A 17,514-nucleotide genomic window follows, 5' to 3' on the forward strand; every position below is an offset into this window, starting at 1 on the left:
CAGGGACGCTTTCCCTGCAGAGCGAACATCTCGGTGCAGGGAAAGATTATATCACGCTTTTATTAGTCGGGAGTAAAGTGGCGTAAATGTTGAACCGTTGCCAGCCATGCGGCAATCCAGCCGATCATGGAGCACACCAGCAGCAACAGCAGGCACTCATCGAAGCCTAAGCCGCTGATATCAAACTTAGTTCCGAAAACCTGCGCCACTTCTGTGACGGCAGACGAAAGCCGCATCACCAAAATTTCTGACAATAACAGTGAAAGAAATGCGCCGGAGAAACCGAGCAGTGCGCCACCGTAGAGGAACGGACGCAGGATGAAACCATCCGTTGCGCCAATCAGTTTCTGCACGTTGATGGTATCGCGACGCGCAAAGATGCTCAGACGCACGCTGTTACCGATGACGAGGAACACCGCCGCCACCATCAGCACGCCGATCATCGCCGACACGCGCCCCACCAGCCCGGTCAGCGCCGCAAGACGGGCAAACCAGCTATCGTCCATGCGCACTTCATCAATCCCGTTGATGCGTGTGATGCGGTCGCGCAGGGTATTCAGAGAATCGGTACCCTGGAAATCCAGCTTCGGGATCACCACCGCCACGGCGGGCAGCGGGTTCTCTTCCAGCATATCCAGCGCGCCGCCAAAGCCTGACCAGTTACGGAACTCGCCCAACGCTTCTTCACGGGAGAGATAATTCACCTTCTCCACGCCCTGTTCGGCCTGGATTTGCCCGACCACCTGCGCCGCCGCGTTATCGTCGAGCGCTTTATCCAGATAAACGGTGATCTGCGGTGACGGGTAATACTGCGAAGCCGCCTGGTTGACGTTCTTATAGACCATGTAGCAGACGCTTGGCAGCGTCAGGGAGATGGCAATCACCATCACCGTCAGGAACGTCGCCAGCGGTTTGCTTTTCAGGTCCTGCAGCGCGCCGTGGAAGGCGTAGCGCACCTGTTCGTTAAACACGTTGGTCTTGCGGGAGGCCGGTTTCGGCGCCGCTTTCTGGCGCTTAGGCGCATTACGATTGCCGTCACCGCCGCCCTGCGGCTTACGGAAACGGTCGAACCGGTTGCCGAACTGCCGAATCTGGTTCATTGCATCACGCTTGTTCACCGTGGCCTCCGTGCAAATGCCCGTCGCTCAGGGTCAGCATGCGGTACGAACGACGGGAAATCAGCCCCATGTCGTGCGTCGCCATCAGTACCGTTACCCCTACGCGGTTGAATTCCTCAAACAGACGCAAAATCCCTTCGGACAGGGCATCGTCCAGGTTACCGGTCGGTTCATCCGCCAGCAGTACGGCAGGCTTGTTCACCACCGCGCGGGCGATGCCCACGCGCTGCTGTTCACCGCCGGAAAGCTGGATCGGGAAGTTCTTCGCTTTGTCCAGCAGCCCGACCTTGTCCAGCGCCGCAGAGACGCGACGGCGGATATCGTCATAGCTGGCGCCGGCAATAATCAGCGGGATCGCCACGTTATCGAAAACGGTGCGATCCATCAGCAGGTGGTGATCCTGGAAAATCATGCCGATCTGACGACGCAGAAACGGCACTTCGCGGTTTTTCAGACGGCTAATTTCGTGGCCGCTGAACCAGATTTTCCCGGCGCTTGGCCGTTCGATCCCACAGATAAGCTTGAGCAGGGTACTTTTCCCCGCGCCGGAATGGCCGGTCAGGAATGCCATCTCGCCTGGCTGCAGGTGGAACGTCACCCCCTGCAGCGCTTGTCTCCCACCGAGATAGGCCTTGCTGACGTGTTCAAAGCGAATCATTGTTAGTCCTCTCGGGCAAATAATGCCTCAATAAAGTCGTCCGCCTTAAACGGACGCAAATCCTCAATACGCTCGCCCACACCGATGTAGCGGATAGGAATGCCGAACTGGTCGGCCACGGAGAAGATCACCCCGCCTTTCGCGGTGCCGTCCAGTTTGGTCAGCGTGATCCCCGTCAGCCCTACCGCTTCATGGAACAGCTTCGCCTGGCTAATGGCGTTCTGCCCGGTGCTGGCGTCGATAGTCAGCATAATTTCATGCGGTGCATCTTCGTCCAGCTTCTTCATGACGCGAACGATTTTCTTCAGCTCTTCCATCAGGTGCGATTTGTTTTGCAAACGCCCTGCGGTGTCGGCAATCAGTACGTCCACGTTACGCGACTTCGCCGCCTGGATGGCATCGAAAATCACGGATGCGGAATCTGCGCCGGTGTGCTGGGCAATCACCGGAATGTTGTTGCGCTGGCCCCACACCTGGAGCTGCTCAACCGCTGCCGCACGGAAGGTATCGCCCGCCGCCAGCATCACCGATTTGCCCTGCTGCTCAAACTGGCGCGCCAGCTTGCCGATGGTGGTGGTTTTACCCACGCCGTTAACGCCAACCATCAGAATAACAAATGGCGTTTTGCCTTCAATATTAAGCGGTTCGTCAACTTTTGCGAGAATTTCACCCATCTCGTCTTTCAGCAGGCCGTACAGCGCCTCGGCGTCGCGCAGCTGTTTGCGGCTCGCCCCTTCGGTCAGGTTGGCGATGATCTTACGGGTAGTTTCCACGCCCACGTCCGCAATCAGCAGCTGCTCTTCCAGCTCTTCAAACAGATCGTCGTCGATCTTCTTGCCGCGGAAAAGACTGATAAATCCGGAACCTAAGTTTTCTTTGGTTTTGAGCAGGCTGCGCTTCAGGCGCGCGAAGAAACCTTCTTTGGTCGGTTTTTCCTGCTCCTGAACGATCTCTTCTTCGGCCTGCTCTTCCACCGGCACGACGATTACCGCTTCTTCAGCCGCTTCCGCCGCCAGCGCCTGAGCTTCCAGCTCTTCGTCGGTCAGCTCTGGCTCAAGTGCCGCCTCTTCTTCCACCGCCTCAACGATTTCAACGGTTTCCGCTTCGGCCTGCCACTCTTCGGCAGAAACCTCTTCAGCTTTAACCTCTTCGGGCAGCGGCAGCGCTTCGTGTTCGATAGCGGCCTGCGGCGCTTCGGTAAGGGTTTCTACGATAACCGGCTCTGGCTTCTCGCTCTCCTGAACCTGCTCAGTGACCTCAACCACCTCTTCAGCAAAGGATTCAATCTCTTCTTTGCTGTGCGCTGGTTCTTCCGCTTCGACAACCGCAGCGGTTTCGACTGGCGTTTCAGGCTGTGACTGCTCTTCTACAACCTGTTGCTCTTCGGTTTTCTGTTCTGTTTCTTGCTCTTTTTCACCGAAACCCAACCAGGAAAAGAAGCCACGTTTTTTTTGTTTTGCCATCTGCGACTACACTCCTCGCGGCGCTATATACAGGGAAGCTAAAAAAATGATGAAATAGTCTAACACTTTACTTAATTGACATCACCGCCCGCAATCGCAGGGCTATGGTTAACAGAGCTTTCCAGAGATGAAGAAACCCACCCGCGCCCCGGCCGGTCAAATTCGCATTATCGGCGGCCAGTGGCGAGGCCGGAAATTACCGGTGCCGGACAGCCCCGGTTTACGCCCTACAACCGACCGCGTTCGCGAGACGCTGTTTAACTGGCTTGCCCCATCAATGGTAGACGCCCACTGCCTGGACTGCTTCGCCGGAAGCGGTGCCTTAGGGCTGGAGGCGCTGTCGCGCTACGCCGCCAGCGCCACGCTGCTGGAGATGGAGCGCGGCGTTGCGCAGACGCTGCAGCAAAATCTGGCGACGCTGAAGGCGACGAACGCGAAAGTGGTCAACACCAATACGCTGAGCTTCCTCGCGCAGCAGGGTACGCCGCATAACGTGGTCTTTGTCGACCCGCCGTTCCGTAAGGGGTTGCTGGAAGAGACGTTATCCCTGCTGGAGCACAATGGCTGGCTGGCGGATGACGCGCTGATTTATGTAGAAAGCGAAGTGGAAAACGGCCTGCCACCCGTTCCCGTTCACTGGGATCTGCACCGCGAAAAGGTCGCAGGCCAGGTGGCTTATCGTCTGTATCACCGTCAGGCACAAGGAGGATCCGATGCCGGTACTGATTAACCTGGGACGCTTGCTGATGCTGGGCGTCTGGGCATTTTTGATTTTGAATCTGGTGCACCCGTTCCCGCGCCCGTTGAACATCTTTGTTAACGTGGCGCTGATTTTCACCTCGTTCATGCACGCCCTGCAGATGGTGATGCTGAAAAACGGCCTGCCGAAAGATGGCCCGCCGATGACCGGCTGGCAGCAGCTGCGGGTGTTTATTTTCGGCGTGTTTGAACTGCTGGTGTGGATGAAGAAGTTTAAGGCGCAGGTGAAGAAGTAAGGTGCGGCGTGGTGCCCTCACCCTAACCCTCTCCCACGGGAGAGGGGACCGATCGCGCATTATTCAGCCCTAAAACCTACAAAACGCGACCCTTTATAGCTCAGCGTGCCTTTCTCTCCCACCGTCAGCTGATGGTACTGCTGCGCCTCCAGGCGGAAGGTCATCTCCAGACCGCCGGTTTCCGGCTTAAAGCTGGCTTCATAGCGCATGCCGGTGCCCGCGGGCGTCACCTGCTGCTGGCGAGAGCGGCGGTCGTTAAGCGGTTTCTCGCGTTTGTTCGCCACCACTACGCGCTTTTGCATCAGCGGCGCGGCGTCGTTGTCCGCCTTTTCGCGGCGCTGCTGCACGAAGCGAAACGAGGCGGCAATGACGATAATCGCCACCACGATAATGAAAAACAGCGGCATCTTGCTCATTGAAACATCCCATCAGATTATGCGGAATTCAGGATACCTCGCCTGCCCCGGCATTGCCAAACGCCCGCTCGCGTCACTACACTGGATCAGAAACTGATTATTCAGCCTCAACGGTTACAGGGAGTTAATATGCTTTGGTCATTTATCGCTGTCTGTTTTTCCGCATGGCTTTATGTCGATGCGTCCTATCGCGGTCCAGCCTGGCAGCGCTGGTTGTTTAAACCCGTCACGCTGCTGTTGCTTCTGCTGCTCGCCTGGCAGGCTCCGATGTTTAACGCCATCAGCTATCTGGTGCTCGCCGGGCTGTGTGCCTCCCTGATTGGTGATGCCTTAACCCTGCTGCCGCGTCAGCGCCTGCTGTATGCCGTGGGGGCATTTTTCCTCTCCCATCTGCTGTATACCATCTACTTTGCCAGCCAGATGACGCTCTCCTTCTTCTGGCCGCTGCCGCTGGTGCTGCTGGTGATTGGCGCGCTGCTGATTGCGGTGATCTGGTCGCGTCTGGAAGAGATGCGTCTGCCGGTATGCACGTTTATCGCCATGACGCTGGTGATGGTGTGGCTGGCCGGTGAACTGTGGTTCTTCCGCCCGACATCTCAGGCGATGTCCGCGTTCTTCGGCGCGGCGCTGCTGTTAATCGGTAATATCGTCTGGCTGGGCAGCCACTATCGCCGCCGCTTCCGCGCGGATAACGCGATTTCGTCCGCCTGCTACTTCGCCGGGCACTTCCTGATCGTGCGTTCATTGTATATCTAAATAACGCTTGACTCTGGAGTCGACTCCAGAGTGTATGCTGCGGTTAATGAGAAAATTATCATTACCGGAGACTGCCATGTCGACTCCAGAAATTCCCAAAAAAGTCCCACAATTCTCGGCGCTTAAGCTCAGCCCGGTTCCGCCGAAAGACGACTGCTGCTGCGAGGGCGCGTGCGAAACGCAGGTCGACGCGCTGCCTGAAGGCGGCAACCGCTACAGCTGGGTCATCAACGGCATGGACTGCGCGGCCTGCGCCCGCAAAGTGGAAAACGCGGTGAGGCAAGTACCGGGCGTGAACCACGTTCAGGTCCTGTTCGCCACCGAAAAGCTGCTGGTCAGCGCCGAAAAAGACGTCAGTAAGCAGGTTGAAGCCGCCGTCAGCAAGGCGGGCTACGCTCTGCGCAGCGAAGCAGTCCCCGCTGAAAAAACGTCTCCGCTAAAAGAAAACCTGCCCCTTATCACGCTCGTCATCATGATGGCCCTGAGCTGGGGTCTGGAGCAGATTAACCACCCGTTCGGTAATCTGGCGTTTATTGCCACTACCCTGGTCGGGCTGTTCCCGATTGCCCGTCAGGCACTGCGCCTGATGAGAAGCGGCAGCTGGTTTGCCATTGAAACGTTGATGAGCGTGGCGGCCATTGGCGCGCTGTTCATTGGCGCGACGGCGGAAGCGGCGATGGTCCTGCTGCTGTTCCTGATCGGCGAGCGGCTTGAGGGCTGGGCAGCGAGCCGGGCACGCAAAGGGGTGAGCGCGCTGATGGCGCTGAAGCCAGAAACCGCCACGCGGGTTAATGAAGGCAAACGTGAAACGGTCGCCATCAACACGCTGCGCCCGGGCGACGTGATTGAAGTCGCCGCGGGCGGGCGTCTGCCTGCCGATGGGGCTCTCGTTACCGCCACCGCGAGCTTTGACGAAAGCGCCCTGACCGGGGAATCCATTCCGGTGGAGCGTGCGGCAGGCGAAAAAGTCCCTGCCGGTGCCACCAGCGTCGACCGCCTGGTGCAGCTCAAAGTCCTGTCCGAGCCGGGCGACAGCGCCATCGACCGCATCCTGAAGCTGATTGAAGAGGCCGAGGAGCGCCGCGCGCCGGTCGAACGCTTTATTGACCGCTTCAGCCGGATTTACACCCCCGCCATCATGCTGGTCGCCCTGCTGGTCACCGTCGTTCCACCGCTGTTCTTCGGCGCGCCGTGGGAGGGCTGGATTTATAAAGGGCTGACCCTGCTGCTGATTGGCTGCCCGTGCGCGCTGGTGATCTCTACGCCCGCGGCGATTACCTCGGGTCTGGCGGCGGCGGCACGTCGCGGGGCGCTGATTAAGGGCGGCGCGGCGCTGGAACAGCTGAGCCAGGTTCAGCACATCGCCTTCGATAAAACCGGCACGCTGACGGTTGGTAAGCCGCAGGTCACCGGCGTCTATCCGCAGGACATCAGTGAGGACGAACTGCTGATCATGGCCGCCGCCGTTGAGCAGGGCTCCACTCACCCGCTGGCGCAGGCGATAGTGCGTGAAGCGCAAAGGCGCGGGCTGGCTATCCCTTCGGCAACCGCCCAACGGGCGCTGGTCGGGTCAGGGATTGAGGCCGTCGTCGACGGCAAAAAAGTGCTGATTGTTGCGGCGGGCGCGTTCTCTCATCCACAGGTTGAGGCGTTAGAGCAGGCCGGGCAGACGGTTGTTACCGTGATGCAGGACGGCGTACCGATGGGCATGCTGGCCCTGCGCGATACCCTGCGTGACGATGCGAGAGATGCCGTCGAGGCGCTGCACAGGCTGGGCGTACAGGGCGTGATCCTCACCGGCGATAACCCGCGCGCAGCGGCTGCGATTGCTGGCGAGCTTGGGCTGGCGTTTAAGGCCGGATTACTGCCTGCGGACAAGGTCAGCGCGGTAACCGAACTGAACAGCCGCGCGCCGCTGGCGATGGTCGGTGACGGAATTAACGATGCCCCGGCGATGAAGGCCGCCACCCTCGGTATTGCGATGGGCAGCGGCACCGACGTAGCGCTGGAGACGGCGGATGCGGCGCTGACGCATAACCGTCTGACCGGGCTGGCGCAGATGATCGCTCTTGCGCGGGCGACGCGCGCCAATATTCGCCAGAACATCGGCATTGCGCTGGGTCTGAAGGGGATATTTCTCGTCACCACGCTCCTCGGCATGACCGGACTGTGGCTGGCGGTGCTGGCGGACACCGGGGCGACGGTGCTGGTCACGGCGAACGCGTTGAGATTATTACGGCGGAAATAAAAACGCCCGGTGGCGGCTGCGCCTTACCGGGCCAATAACAACTCTGAACCGTAGGCCGGGTAAGGCGCAGCCGCCACCCGGCAAAAAACGGCGTTACTGCATCCCCAACATCCTCGGCAGCCACAATGATATAGCCGGGATGTACGTCACCATCCCCAGCACCACCAGCAACATACCGTAAAACGGCAGCATCGCCCGTACCACGGTTTCAATCTTCTGCTTGCTCACCGCGCTCGCCACAAACAGCACCGACCCGACCGGCGGGGTGATCAGCCCGATCCCCAGGTTAACCATCATGATCATCCCGAAGTGCACCGGGTCGATCCCCAAAGAGTTGGTCACCGGCAGCAGCACCGGCGTCAGGATCAGAATGATCGGCGCCATGTCCATCAGCGTGCCGATCAGCAGCAGCATGATGTTGAGATACATCAGGATCACGTACTTATTATCAGAGAGCGACGTGAAGAACTCGGTGATGCGCATCGGCAGCTGCATGTAGGTCATCACCGCGCCAAACGCCGCGGCAAAGCCGATTAAAATCATCACGATGGTGACGGTTTTCACCGTGCGGCACATCAGCTTCGGCAGTTCGCTCCATTTGTAGTCGCGGTAGATAAACATGGTGACGAAGAATGCCCACAGGCAGGCCACGGCGGCGGATTCCGTCGCCGTAAATATCCCGGACAAGATCCCGCCGAGGATAATCACCACCGTCATCAGCCCCCACAGGGCATCAAGTAAAATCTTCACCGCCTGCTTAAACGGGATTTTCTCACCCTTCGGGTAACCGCGCTTGTGGGCGAATCCGAGACAGAGGATCATCAGGCACAGCCCCAGCAGCAGCCCCGGCAGCACGCCGGCGATAAACAGCGTGGCGATGGAGACCGTTCCCCCCGCCGCCAGGGAATAAATCACCGAGTTGTGGCTGGGCGGGATCAGAATCGCCTGCACCGACCCGCTCGCCGTGACCGCCGCCGCGTATTCGCGCGGATAGCCCTTCTTCTCCATCTCCGGGATCATCACGCTGCCGATGGACGCTGTATCCGCCACCGACGAGCCAGAAATCGCGCCGAAGAACGTCGAGGCGACGATGTTCACCAGCGACAGCCCGCCGCGGATAAAGCCGACAAACACATAGGCGAAGTTAACCAGCCGTCGGGCAATGCCCCCTTCCGCCATGATCGCTCCGGCAAGGATGAAGAACGGGATCGCCAGCAGGGTAAATTTGTTCACCCCACTGGTGATCTGGATCATCAGCGCCTCCAGCGGTAAATCAATCCACAGCGCACCTGCCACGGCGCTCAGCCCCACGGCGAAGGCCACCGGCATCCCCAGCGCCAGCAAAATGGCGAGGGTGAATAACAAAACAAAAGCATCCATTGTTCACCCCTTAACTGTGATTGCCGATCAGCACGACCGGACGGTTTTCCTGCGCGCCAAACAGCAGGCGTTCAAGCACGAACAGAATCAAAATCGCCGACCCGATCGGCAGCGGCAGGTAGCTTTCGCCGGAAGTCAGGATCGGGAACTCCGCCACCGGCTGCTCCCACAGCTCGACGCACAGCCAGTAGCTGTACCAGCACATCAGACCGGAAATCAGCAGCATCAGCAGATCAACCACACGTACACACAGCTTTTGCAGCGACGCGGGCAGACGGTCGGTGAGCATATTGACCGCAATGTGCGACCCGGCGCGGTAGCTCACCGCCGCGCCGATGAAGGTGAACGTTACCATGCAGATAATGGCGACGGGCTCCGGCCAGGATTCGCCGCGGTTGAGCACGTAGCGTGAAAAGATGCCGATGGGGATGACAATCGTCATCACCAGCAGCGAGACACCCGCCACCGCCATGGCGAGCAGGTACAGACGGTCCATCCACTTCAGGTAGAGTTCGGACATACGTGCTCCGTATTACTGGACGTCAGCGATGGCTTTCATCAGATCCTGATGCTTGTCGCCATACTGGGCGCGCACCGGCTCTGTGGCCTTGATGAATACCGTCTTATCGATATCGTGGAACTGCACGCCGCCCGCCTTCATTTTCGCCAGCGCCTGGTCGTTATACGCATTCCACAGCTTGCGCTGTTCGAACTGCGCTTCACGGGCCAGGGTCAGGATTTTTTGCTGTTCATCAGCGCTCAGCTTGTCCCATTTCACTTTTGAATAGAGCAGCATTTCCGGGGTGATAAAGTGGCCGCTGAGGGTGTAGTTTTTAGCAACCGGCATGTAGTTGTGGGCGATAAAGGTGGGCGGGTTATTCTCCGCGCCGTCGATCACGCCGGTCTGCATGCCGCTGTAAACCTCGCTAACGCCCATCGCCACCGAGTTCGCCCCCATGTCCTTCAGCGTGGCGAGTGCCACCGGGCTGCCCTGCACGCGGATTTTCTTCCCTTTCAGATCTTCAGGTTTGACAATCGGCTCTTTGGTGATCAGGTTGCGGGTGCCGGAATCCATCCAGCCGAGGAACACCAGGCGGGATTTCGGGTTCGCGGTCAGCTTGTCGCCGATCTGCTTGCCGATATCCCCGTCGATCACTTTATGCATATGATCCTCATCGCGGAAAACGTACGGCAGGGTGAAGACTTCGATATCCGGCAGGATGGCGGCAACCGGCGCCATGGAGACGCGGATCATGTCAATCGCCCCCATCTGCGCCTGCTCAATCATCTGCTTTTCATCCCCCAGCACGCCGCCGGGGAAGACCTTAATCTCCAGCTTGCCGTCGGTTTGTTGTTTGAGTTTTTCACCCATGTGCTGAACCGCGACCACGTTCGGGTAGCCTTCAGGATGCACATCGGCGGCTTTGATGGTTTGGGCAGAAACGGTGCAGGCAAAAGCAGACAGGCACAGCGCGGCCAGTAACGGCTTGAGGGTCGTATTCATTGAGTCAGCTCCAGGGTAGCGATGTCAGCGTTAAAACAGTGTTTTATTTTTTTACGCTTAGAAAATAGACTAGCCCGGGAGAAGCGTAGGTGAAGCGCCTCACAAAAGCGCGAATTTATGAAACGATGGTTTAAATTTGTGAGGGCGGTAATGCCGGGTAACGACGCGGCCATACCCGGCGGGGCATGACCGCGCGTCAATCAGGAAAAATAGCTCATGACCAGGCCTAAAAACAGCACCAGACCGACATAGTTATTGTTCATAAACGCTTTAAAGCAGGCTTCGCGTTCGCGTTTTGCAATCAGCTTCTGCTGGTAGGCAAACAGCAGCCCTGCTACCAGTATCGACCAGTAAAATTCCCAGTTCAGTCCGTTCAGGCGCGCAATCGCGACCATCAGCGCCAGTACCGCAACCTGCAGAATGCCAATGATGAGTTTGTCCTGGCGTCCAAAGAGAATGGCGGTGGATTTAATGCCAATTTTCAGGTCATCGTCGCGGTCAACCATCGCATATTGCGTGTCATACGCCACGGCCCAGAGGATGTTCGCCAGGAACATCAGCCAGCAGCTAAGCGGTAAGGACTCACTAACTGCCGCAAACGCCATCGGAATCGACCAGCCAAACGCCGCCCCCAGCACCACCTGAGGCAGATGGGTGTAGCGCTTCATAAAGGGATAAACCCAGGCCAGAGCAAGCGCCGCGACGGACAGCAGAATCGTCATGGTGTTCAGGGTTAATACCAGCAGGAAAGAGAGCAGCACCAGAACGATGAACAGTACGCGGGCTTCTTTCCCGGTCACCTGACCGCTGGGTAGCGGGCGGTTGGCAGTGCGCTTTACGTGGCCGTCAAATTTACGATCGGCATAGTCATTCACCACGCAGCCCGCCGCGCGCATCAGCCAGACGCCGGCAACGAATACGCCCAGGATCCACAGCGGCGGCATGCCCGGCGTGGCCACCCACAGCGCCCATAAGGTCGGCCACAGCAGCAGCAACGCGCCAATGGGTTTATCGGTACGCATTAAGCGGTGATACGCCAACAGCTTATTCTGCGTCAGGGTCCACTCCATTTTTTCTTCCTCTTAGTACAACGGTGATGCCGGTAAAAATAGCTCCGTCAGGATTAACGGCTTACCGCTCAGGCGAAGGCGGGAACGGCGCCCCCACAGTTCGGCATCACGCCCAATTTCAATGAAATCCCTGGTCAGCTCAGATGAGGTGAAAAGATAACGTCCCAGCGGCGTTTTCCCCAGCCGCTGCAGCGCCAGCTCAGGCCCGGATAGGGTAGATTCGGGCACCACCGTCCGCCCGGCAAGCCAGGGTTCGCCATCGGCACAGAGCAAAATTTCACGCAGCCAGTAGCGTTCCTCTTGCGGCAACAGCGGCAGCTCGCTGGCGATCTCATCGCCGGAGACAAACCCTTCCTGTATCAGGGTTACCGTGACCGTTTTACCCTGTTGCTCAAAACGTTTTGTCATGGAATCTTCCAGCAGCAACCAGTCCAGCTGCTGCGGATCAAGCGCAGGTATTTGGTCGAAATAGCGCAGCGCACGCAGTTGCGTTAGCGCGGGGTGTGACATGCCAGACTCTCCGATACATAACGTAATGGCATTGTATCGCAGAAACGGGCAATGAGGGGGGGCCAAACGTTATTTAACGATCACTATCGCAACATGGGCGCAACAGCCTGGCGAATACGAAAAAAAGTGCGCCCACTCAGGCGCACTAAACTACTAACAAATCAGCACTGTGGGGAACAGTTACCCCTTGCCTTTTACACTGCTGATAAAGGTGGAACGGGCAGTGGTTGAACCTAAACGTTCGGCTTCATCAAGCAGTTTCAGCGCTTTATCGACATCGCCGCGCTTCACCGCCTGCTTAATGGCGTTGTTGAAGTACTCTTCGGTGTCGTTCAGTACGGGCTCGGCTTTCTTCGCCGGGGCTGGCGCTGCTGCGGCGACCGGTGCGGCTGCCGTGGCAGCAGGCGCGGTGTAAGCAGGTGCTGCGGTATTGCCCACGGTCACAGGGCCGTTACCGGAGGAGCCAAACAGCGGGCCGACCAGCACGCTGGAACCGCTGTTCGTTTTCACCTTCAGCTTTAACGTTCCGTCGGTGACGTGACGAGCAATAGGGTCCGGAATATCAGGAATCGCGTTACCGGTGCCTTTTGCGTAGGCTTTAGCCGGATCGAGCAGCGTGGTGGTCTTCTGGAGATCCTGCTCGGTGGTAAAGACCAGCACGTAGAGTTTTTGCTGGCCCAGCGCAGGGGTCAGGCGCATGACGCCTTCCAGACGATCGGCGCTCATCACGCCAGGCTCCTGGTAGGTAAAGTATTCGCTTGGGAAAAAGGCTGATGGCGTCATGTTCTGATCGAGAATCAGCACGTTAGGCGCAAATACGCTCGTCTGCTTGTTGACTTCACTGGTCAGGGTAATGGCCAGTTCACCGATATTGGCGGGTACGCTATACGCAGCAACCGGGCCGGTAATACCCGGAACATTAAGCGACTGGCCGCCCGTTGAGAGCTGGGTGGTCTGGGTTTTAGACTGATCGACAGGCGTCCAGACAAGCTGTTGCAGTGCCGCTGTCGGAATAGCTGGTGCAGATGTTGTGTTTTGCGGAACGAAGTTGACGTTAGCGAGCGTTACGGCAGGCGCGCTTGCCAGCAGCCCTGCGGATAAACAAAGGGCAAGGAGAGTTTTGTTCATTTTCATTGTTATCACCTCAAAATGCACAGGTTCAGCGGTAGCCAGGCAATAGCGCGCCGTCCCAAGGATTGAGGGGCTTGCGCCCCTCAGTTTGGTCATTACGTCAGGTTAAGACGGGATTACCACCAGATTTCCATCTGGGCGCCGAAGGACCACTCGTCGTTGTCGCCACGACCGAAGGAGCTTCCATTGAAACCATCTTTGAACGCTTTACCGTAGTTAGCGTTGTTAGATGGGTTACCGTTGTAGTCATAACCCCACTTCTCATCCCACTTGGCGTAGGTTGCGAATACACGGATTGCCGGGCGAGACCAAATGCTGTCGCCTGCCTGCCACTGTTGTGCCAGGGTGATTTTGTACTGGTTGTTGGTTTCGTCAGCGCTTTGTGATTTCACGTTGTCGTAACCCACTTCCAGCAAGGTGCTCATGATAGGCGTCCATTTGAACATCGGACGTACACCCACGGTCCACCACTTGGTCCCGTTGTTGTTATCCCAGTCGATGTCCTGGTACATACCGACATACATCAGGTCCCAGCGATCGCCCAGAGAGATTGCACCGTGGTCGAGAATACGCAGCAGGCTACCGTTGTTGTTAATGTCGTAGGCATAACCCGAGTTAGAATCGATGCCTACACCAGAACCTTGAGACAAGCCTTTACCCTGAGACGTCATTGAGTCAGTGGCATACTGAACCACAAACTTGTTATAGCCCTTCAGCATGCTCTGGGTGTGCTCAGCGGTGAACATCCAACCATCTTTTGAAGCACCATCAACCAGGCGATAATCATCACGCGGGTTAGCACGACCGTAATCAACACCCAGTTCCAGAGTGCCACCTGGGTTGATTTCCATCTGTGCCAGGCGCACGTCAAAGACATCGTTCGCTGTACGAGTGGTGTAATCATAAATACTATTGCTGGCGAAAGAGGATGAACCGCCTGCTTCGGAAGAACGGGTTGCTGCCAGAGAGAGCTTACCAAAACCGACATCGATGTTTTCCAGACCCGCACCAGGACCAGAGATATCCCAGTAGTAGAAGTCGATCATGTGTACGTCATGACGCTGATAGAAGCGCTTACCGGCCCAGATGGTGGAACCTGGCAGCCATTCGATCAGGTTTTTACCCTGCACGTTAGCTTCACGGAACGCCGGGTCAGTGGCTTCCCAGTCGTTCTGCTGCGCCACGGAGTACGCTACGTTGGTGTCGAAGTAGAAGCTCTTGTCGCCTTCTTTCCACACTTCCTGGCCCAGCTTCAGTTCCGCATAGGTTTCACATTCGTTACCAAGACGGTATTTACTTTGGGCACCGGTTGCCTGGAAGCACTGTTGTTCGCCGCCACTACCCGTCCAGCCGATACCGGAACGAGCATAACCATGGAAATCCACGGCCAGCGCCTGAGCAGACATTACGCCCGCTGCGACGGCAACTGCCAGAGGAAGTTTGCGCAGAGTAATCATCATTCTATCTCCTGAGATCATTGCTTTTCTTTGAACACTTCACCTGTCGGTTTCGTGTCTTCTTTTGGGATTGCTTAAACGCCTGGCTCTTTGTGCAGCCGACGACATGCGGTGCCATCCTCACGGAACAGATGGCAACGCTCTGGCGGCAAGCCGATAGCGAATGTGGCACCCTCTTCTACCAACACCACGTCATTCTGGCGGTAGACCAGGTTCTGACGGATGGCGGGGATCTGGATATGAATCTGTGTTTCGTGACCAAGCTGTTCGACGACCTGAACTTCACCTTCCAGCGTCACATCCGCAATGTGGCTTGGCAGTAGATGCTCAGGACGGATACCGAGGGACATATTTGCCCCGACCTGTACGTTGGCGCTGTCGACCGGCAGCCAGACCTGCTGGCGGTTTGGCAGCTCCACCTGTACCTGTTCAATGGCTGTCGCCGTCACTTTGACGGGCAGGAAGTTCATCTTTGGCGAGCCAATGAAGCCCGCAACAAAGCGGTCTGCCGGGTAGTGATACAGCTCCAGCGGTTTGCCCACCTGCGCCACGCGACCGGCGTCCAGCACCACGATTTTGTCGGCGAGGGTCATCGCTTCGACCTGATCGTGGGTGACGTAAATCATCGTGCGGCCAAGGCGCTTGTGCAGACGGGAGATTTCAATACGCATCTGGACGCGCAGGGCGGCATCCAGGTTAGAGAGAGGTTCATCGAGCAGGAACACGCGCGGCTCGGCCACCAGCGTACGGCCAATCGCCACGCGCTGACGCTGACCGCCGGAAAGCGCTTTCGGTTTACGCTCCAGCAGGTGCGCCAGCTGCAACACTTCAGCCACCTGCGTGACGCGCTGGTTAATGACCTCTTTTTTCGCCCCGGCCAGCTTCAGGCCAAAGGACATGTTCTCGGCAACGGAAAGATGGGGATAAAGCGCATAAGACTGGAACACCATGCCTACGCCGCGTTCGGCTGGCGGGATGTCGTTCATTCGGGTATCACCGATCAGCAGGTCGCCGCTGGTGATGGTTTCAAGACCGGCAATCATACGCAGCAGAGTTGATTTACCACAGCCTGATGGGCCGACAAACACCACAAATTCGCCTTCAGTGATGTCCAGATTGATGTCTTTCGACACCACTACGTCGCCCCAGGCTTTCGTTACATTACGCAGCTGTACGCTCGCCATGCCCTTCTCCCTTCGTTACAACCTGTCACCGACAGAAACATTCAAGATAAGTTCACTATGGGGTATCCATTACTTTCGTGAATCCTCCACCCCCCGCCTTTTTTATGGGGGAGGAGGCGGGAGGATGAGAGAACAAGCTCTGCGACCGCAGCCGGGGGGCTGAGGCGAAATTCGTGAAGCCGCCTGCAAAATTCGGTGGGTTTTTATGTGCGCCAGCACTCATAACTTAAATTTATGCAACGGAGATCACACAAACGGGGGGTGGGGCGTAGGGGTTGGGAGGATGGAAAGAGGATGTCAAATAAGGAGACTGAGTCACGTTGAACCACCTTATGTATCCACGAGCACATCACCAAAAAGGATGGCAGATATGAATATCAAGACTGGCGCACGCGTTTTCGCATTGTCCGCCCTTGCAGCAATGATGGTTTCCGCCCCAGCGCTCGCCAAAATTGAAGAAGGCAAGCTGGTTATCTGGATTAACGGCGACAAAGGCTATAACGGCCTGGCCGAAGTGGGCAAAAAATTCGAGAAAGACACCGGTATCAAAGTCACCGTAGAGCACCCGGACAAACTGGAAGAGAAATTCCCGCAGGTTGCAGCAACCGGCGACGGCCCGGACATCATCTTCTGGGCACACGACCGTTTCGGCGGTTACGCGCAGTCTGGCCTGCTGGCTGAAGTCACGCCAGACAAAGCTTTCCAGGACAAACTGTTCCCGTTCACCTGGGACGCAGTTCGCTATAACGGCAAGCTGATCGCCTACCCAATCGCGGTTGAAGCCCTGTCACTGATTTACAACAAAGACCTGGTGCCGAACCCACCAAAAACCTGGGAAGAGATCCCGAAACTGGATAAAGAGCTGAAGGCGAAAGGTAAATCCGCCCTGATGTTCAACCTGCAAGAGCCGTACTTCACCTGGCCGCTGATTGCTGCCGACGGCGGCTACGCGTTCAAATTTGAAAACGGCAAATATGACGTGAAAGACGTGGGCGTGGACAACGCGGGCGCGAAAAAAGGCCTGACCTTCCTGGTTGACCTGATTAAGAACAAACACATGAACGCGGATACCGACTACTCCATCGCGGAAGCGGCGTTCAACAAAGGCGAAACCGCGATGACCATCAACGGTCCGTGGGCCTGGACCAATATCGACAAGAGCAAAATCAACTACGGCGTGACCCTGCTGCCAACCTTCAACGGCAAGCCGTCTAAACCGTTCGTGGGCGTGCTGAGCGCGGGCATCAACGCCGCCAGCCCGAACAAAGAGCTGGCCAAAGAGTTCCTGGAAAACTACCTGCTGACCGATCAGGGTCTGGGTGAAGTGAACAAGGACAAACCGCTCGGCGCCGTGGCGCTGAAATCCTTCCAGGATCAGCTGGCAAAAGATCCACGCATCGCGGCAACCATGGATAACGCTCAGAAAGGCGAAATCATGCCGAACATCCCACAGATGGCCGCGTTCTGGTACGCCACCCGTACCGCCGTCATCAACGCTGCAAGCGGTCGCCAGACCGTCGATGCCGCGCTGAAAGATGCTCAGGGTCGTATTACTAAGTAAGAAGAAAAACGGCGGGTGGCGCATGCGCTTACCCGCCCTACGACTACGGCACGATCCGTAGGT

The 17,514-nt window shown here is 57.4% G+C and carries 17 protein-coding genes; 5 read left to right on the forward strand and 12 right to left on the reverse strand.

Going from position 1 to position 17,514, the window contains the following annotated elements; genetic code table 11:
- Positions 1–62: 62 nt before the first annotated feature.
- From ftsX to ftsY, 3 genes are read right to left on the reverse strand one after another with little or no spacing between them, the layout of a single operon-like run.
- Positions 63–1,118, reverse strand: a complete 1,056-nt coding sequence (ftsX, locus tag IM303_RS18375; RefSeq protein WP_193360155.1) for a permease-like cell division protein FtsX — start codon at positions 1,116–1,118, stop codon at positions 63–65.
- Positions 1,105–1,776, reverse strand: coding sequence for a cell division ATP-binding protein FtsE (gene ftsE, locus IM303_RS18380; protein ID WP_003861525.1), 672 nt, complete (start codon positions 1,774–1,776; stop codon positions 1,105–1,107). Before ftsE ends, ftsX begins: the two co-directional genes overlap by 14 nt.
- Before the next feature lie 2 nt (positions 1,777–1,778).
- A complete protein-coding gene (gene ftsY, locus IM303_RS18385) occupies positions 1,779–3,239 on the reverse strand; it encodes a signal recognition particle-docking protein FtsY (RefSeq protein ID WP_045631387.1) in 1,461 nt (486 codons plus the stop codon).
- Positions 3,240–3,366: 127 nt separating this feature from the next.
- Between ftsY and rsmD the strand changes: the two genes are divergently transcribed.
- Together rsmD and IM303_RS18395 are read left to right on the forward strand one after the other, a co-directional pair.
- Entirely contained in the window at positions 3,367–3,969 is a 603-nt protein-coding gene (gene rsmD, locus IM303_RS18390; protein WP_028015140.1) for a 16S rRNA (guanine(966)-N(2))-methyltransferase, read from the forward strand.
- Positions 3,953–4,234: a DUF1145 family protein gene (locus tag IM303_RS18395; RefSeq protein ID WP_014882110.1), complete on the forward strand. Its 282-nt coding sequence runs from the start codon at positions 3,953–3,955 to the stop codon at positions 4,232–4,234. Before rsmD ends, IM303_RS18395 begins: the two co-directional genes overlap by 17 nt.
- A 59-nt stretch (positions 4,235–4,293) precedes the next feature.
- On the opposite strand, the gene IM303_RS18400 is transcribed toward IM303_RS18395, so the two are convergent.
- A complete protein-coding gene (locus IM303_RS18400) occupies positions 4,294–4,650 on the reverse strand; it encodes a DUF2500 domain-containing protein (protein WP_028015139.1) in 357 nt (118 codons plus the stop codon).
- 129 nt (positions 4,651–4,779) lie between these two features.
- Here IM303_RS18400 and IM303_RS18405 point away from each other — a divergent pair, with 129 nt between their 5' ends.
- On the forward strand, positions 4,780–5,406 hold the full coding sequence (locus IM303_RS18405; protein ID WP_028015138.1) for a lysoplasmalogenase: 627 nt from the start codon (positions 4,780–4,782) through the stop codon (positions 5,404–5,406).
- A 76-nt stretch (positions 5,407–5,482) separates the two neighbouring features.
- Entirely contained in the window at positions 5,483–7,654 is a 2,172-nt protein-coding gene (gene zntA / locus IM303_RS18410; RefSeq protein WP_048998304.1) for a Zn(II)/Cd(II)/Pb(II) translocating P-type ATPase ZntA, read from the forward strand.
- A 93-nt stretch (positions 7,655–7,747) separates the two neighbouring features.
- On the opposite strand, the gene IM303_RS18415 is transcribed toward zntA, so the two are convergent.
- From IM303_RS18415 to malK, 8 genes are all read right to left on the reverse strand, one after another.
- A complete protein-coding gene (locus IM303_RS18415; protein ID WP_028015136.1) occupies positions 7,748–9,034 on the reverse strand; it encodes a TRAP transporter large permease in 1,287 nt (428 codons plus the stop codon).
- A gap of 10 nt (positions 9,035–9,044) precedes the next feature.
- Positions 9,045–9,554: a TRAP transporter small permease gene (locus IM303_RS18420; RefSeq protein WP_045260961.1), complete on the reverse strand. Its 510-nt coding sequence runs from the start codon at positions 9,552–9,554 to the stop codon at positions 9,045–9,047.
- Between the two features lie 12 nt (positions 9,555–9,566).
- Positions 9,567–10,538: a TRAP transporter substrate-binding protein gene (locus tag IM303_RS18425; RefSeq protein WP_028015134.1), complete on the reverse strand. Its 972-nt coding sequence runs from the start codon at positions 10,536–10,538 to the stop codon at positions 9,567–9,569.
- 200 nt (positions 10,539–10,738) lie between these two features.
- A complete protein-coding gene (gene ubiA / locus IM303_RS18430) occupies positions 10,739–11,608 on the reverse strand; it encodes a 4-hydroxybenzoate octaprenyltransferase (RefSeq protein WP_028015133.1) in 870 nt (289 codons plus the stop codon).
- Positions 11,609–11,620: 12 nt separating this feature from the next.
- The gene (ubiC, locus tag IM303_RS18435; RefSeq protein ID WP_014882105.1) at positions 11,621–12,118 is read right to left on the reverse strand and encodes a chorismate lyase; all 498 of its coding nucleotides are present in this window, start codon (positions 12,116–12,118) and stop codon (positions 11,621–11,623) included.
- A 180-nt stretch (positions 12,119–12,298) separates the two neighbouring features.
- Positions 12,299–13,252, reverse strand: coding sequence for a maltose operon protein MalM (gene malM, locus IM303_RS18440; protein ID WP_045631390.1), 954 nt, complete (start codon positions 13,250–13,252; stop codon positions 12,299–12,301).
- 113 nt (positions 13,253–13,365) lie between these two features.
- On the reverse strand, positions 13,366–14,709 hold the full coding sequence (locus IM303_RS18445; protein ID WP_028015131.1) for a maltoporin: 1,344 nt from the start codon (positions 14,707–14,709) through the stop codon (positions 13,366–13,368).
- Between the two features lie 71 nt (positions 14,710–14,780).
- Positions 14,781–15,890 (reverse strand): maltose/maltodextrin ABC transporter ATP-binding protein MalK, encoded by a 1,110-nt coding sequence (gene malK, locus IM303_RS18450; RefSeq protein ID WP_028015130.1) that lies wholly within the window; start codon positions 15,888–15,890, stop codon positions 14,781–14,783.
- 370 nt (positions 15,891–16,260) lie between these two features.
- Here malK and malE point away from each other — a divergent pair, with 370 nt between their 5' ends.
- Positions 16,261–17,451: a maltose/maltodextrin ABC transporter substrate-binding protein MalE gene (gene malE, locus IM303_RS18455; RefSeq protein WP_032644952.1), complete on the forward strand. Its 1,191-nt coding sequence runs from the start codon at positions 16,261–16,263 to the stop codon at positions 17,449–17,451.
- Positions 17,452–17,514: the final 63 nt, after the last annotated feature.

It is taken from the genome of Enterobacter cloacae complex sp. P38RS, assembly GCF_014930775.1.
Taxonomy (GTDB): Bacteria; Pseudomonadota; Gammaproteobacteria; order Enterobacterales; family Enterobacteriaceae; genus Enterobacter; species Enterobacter bugandensis.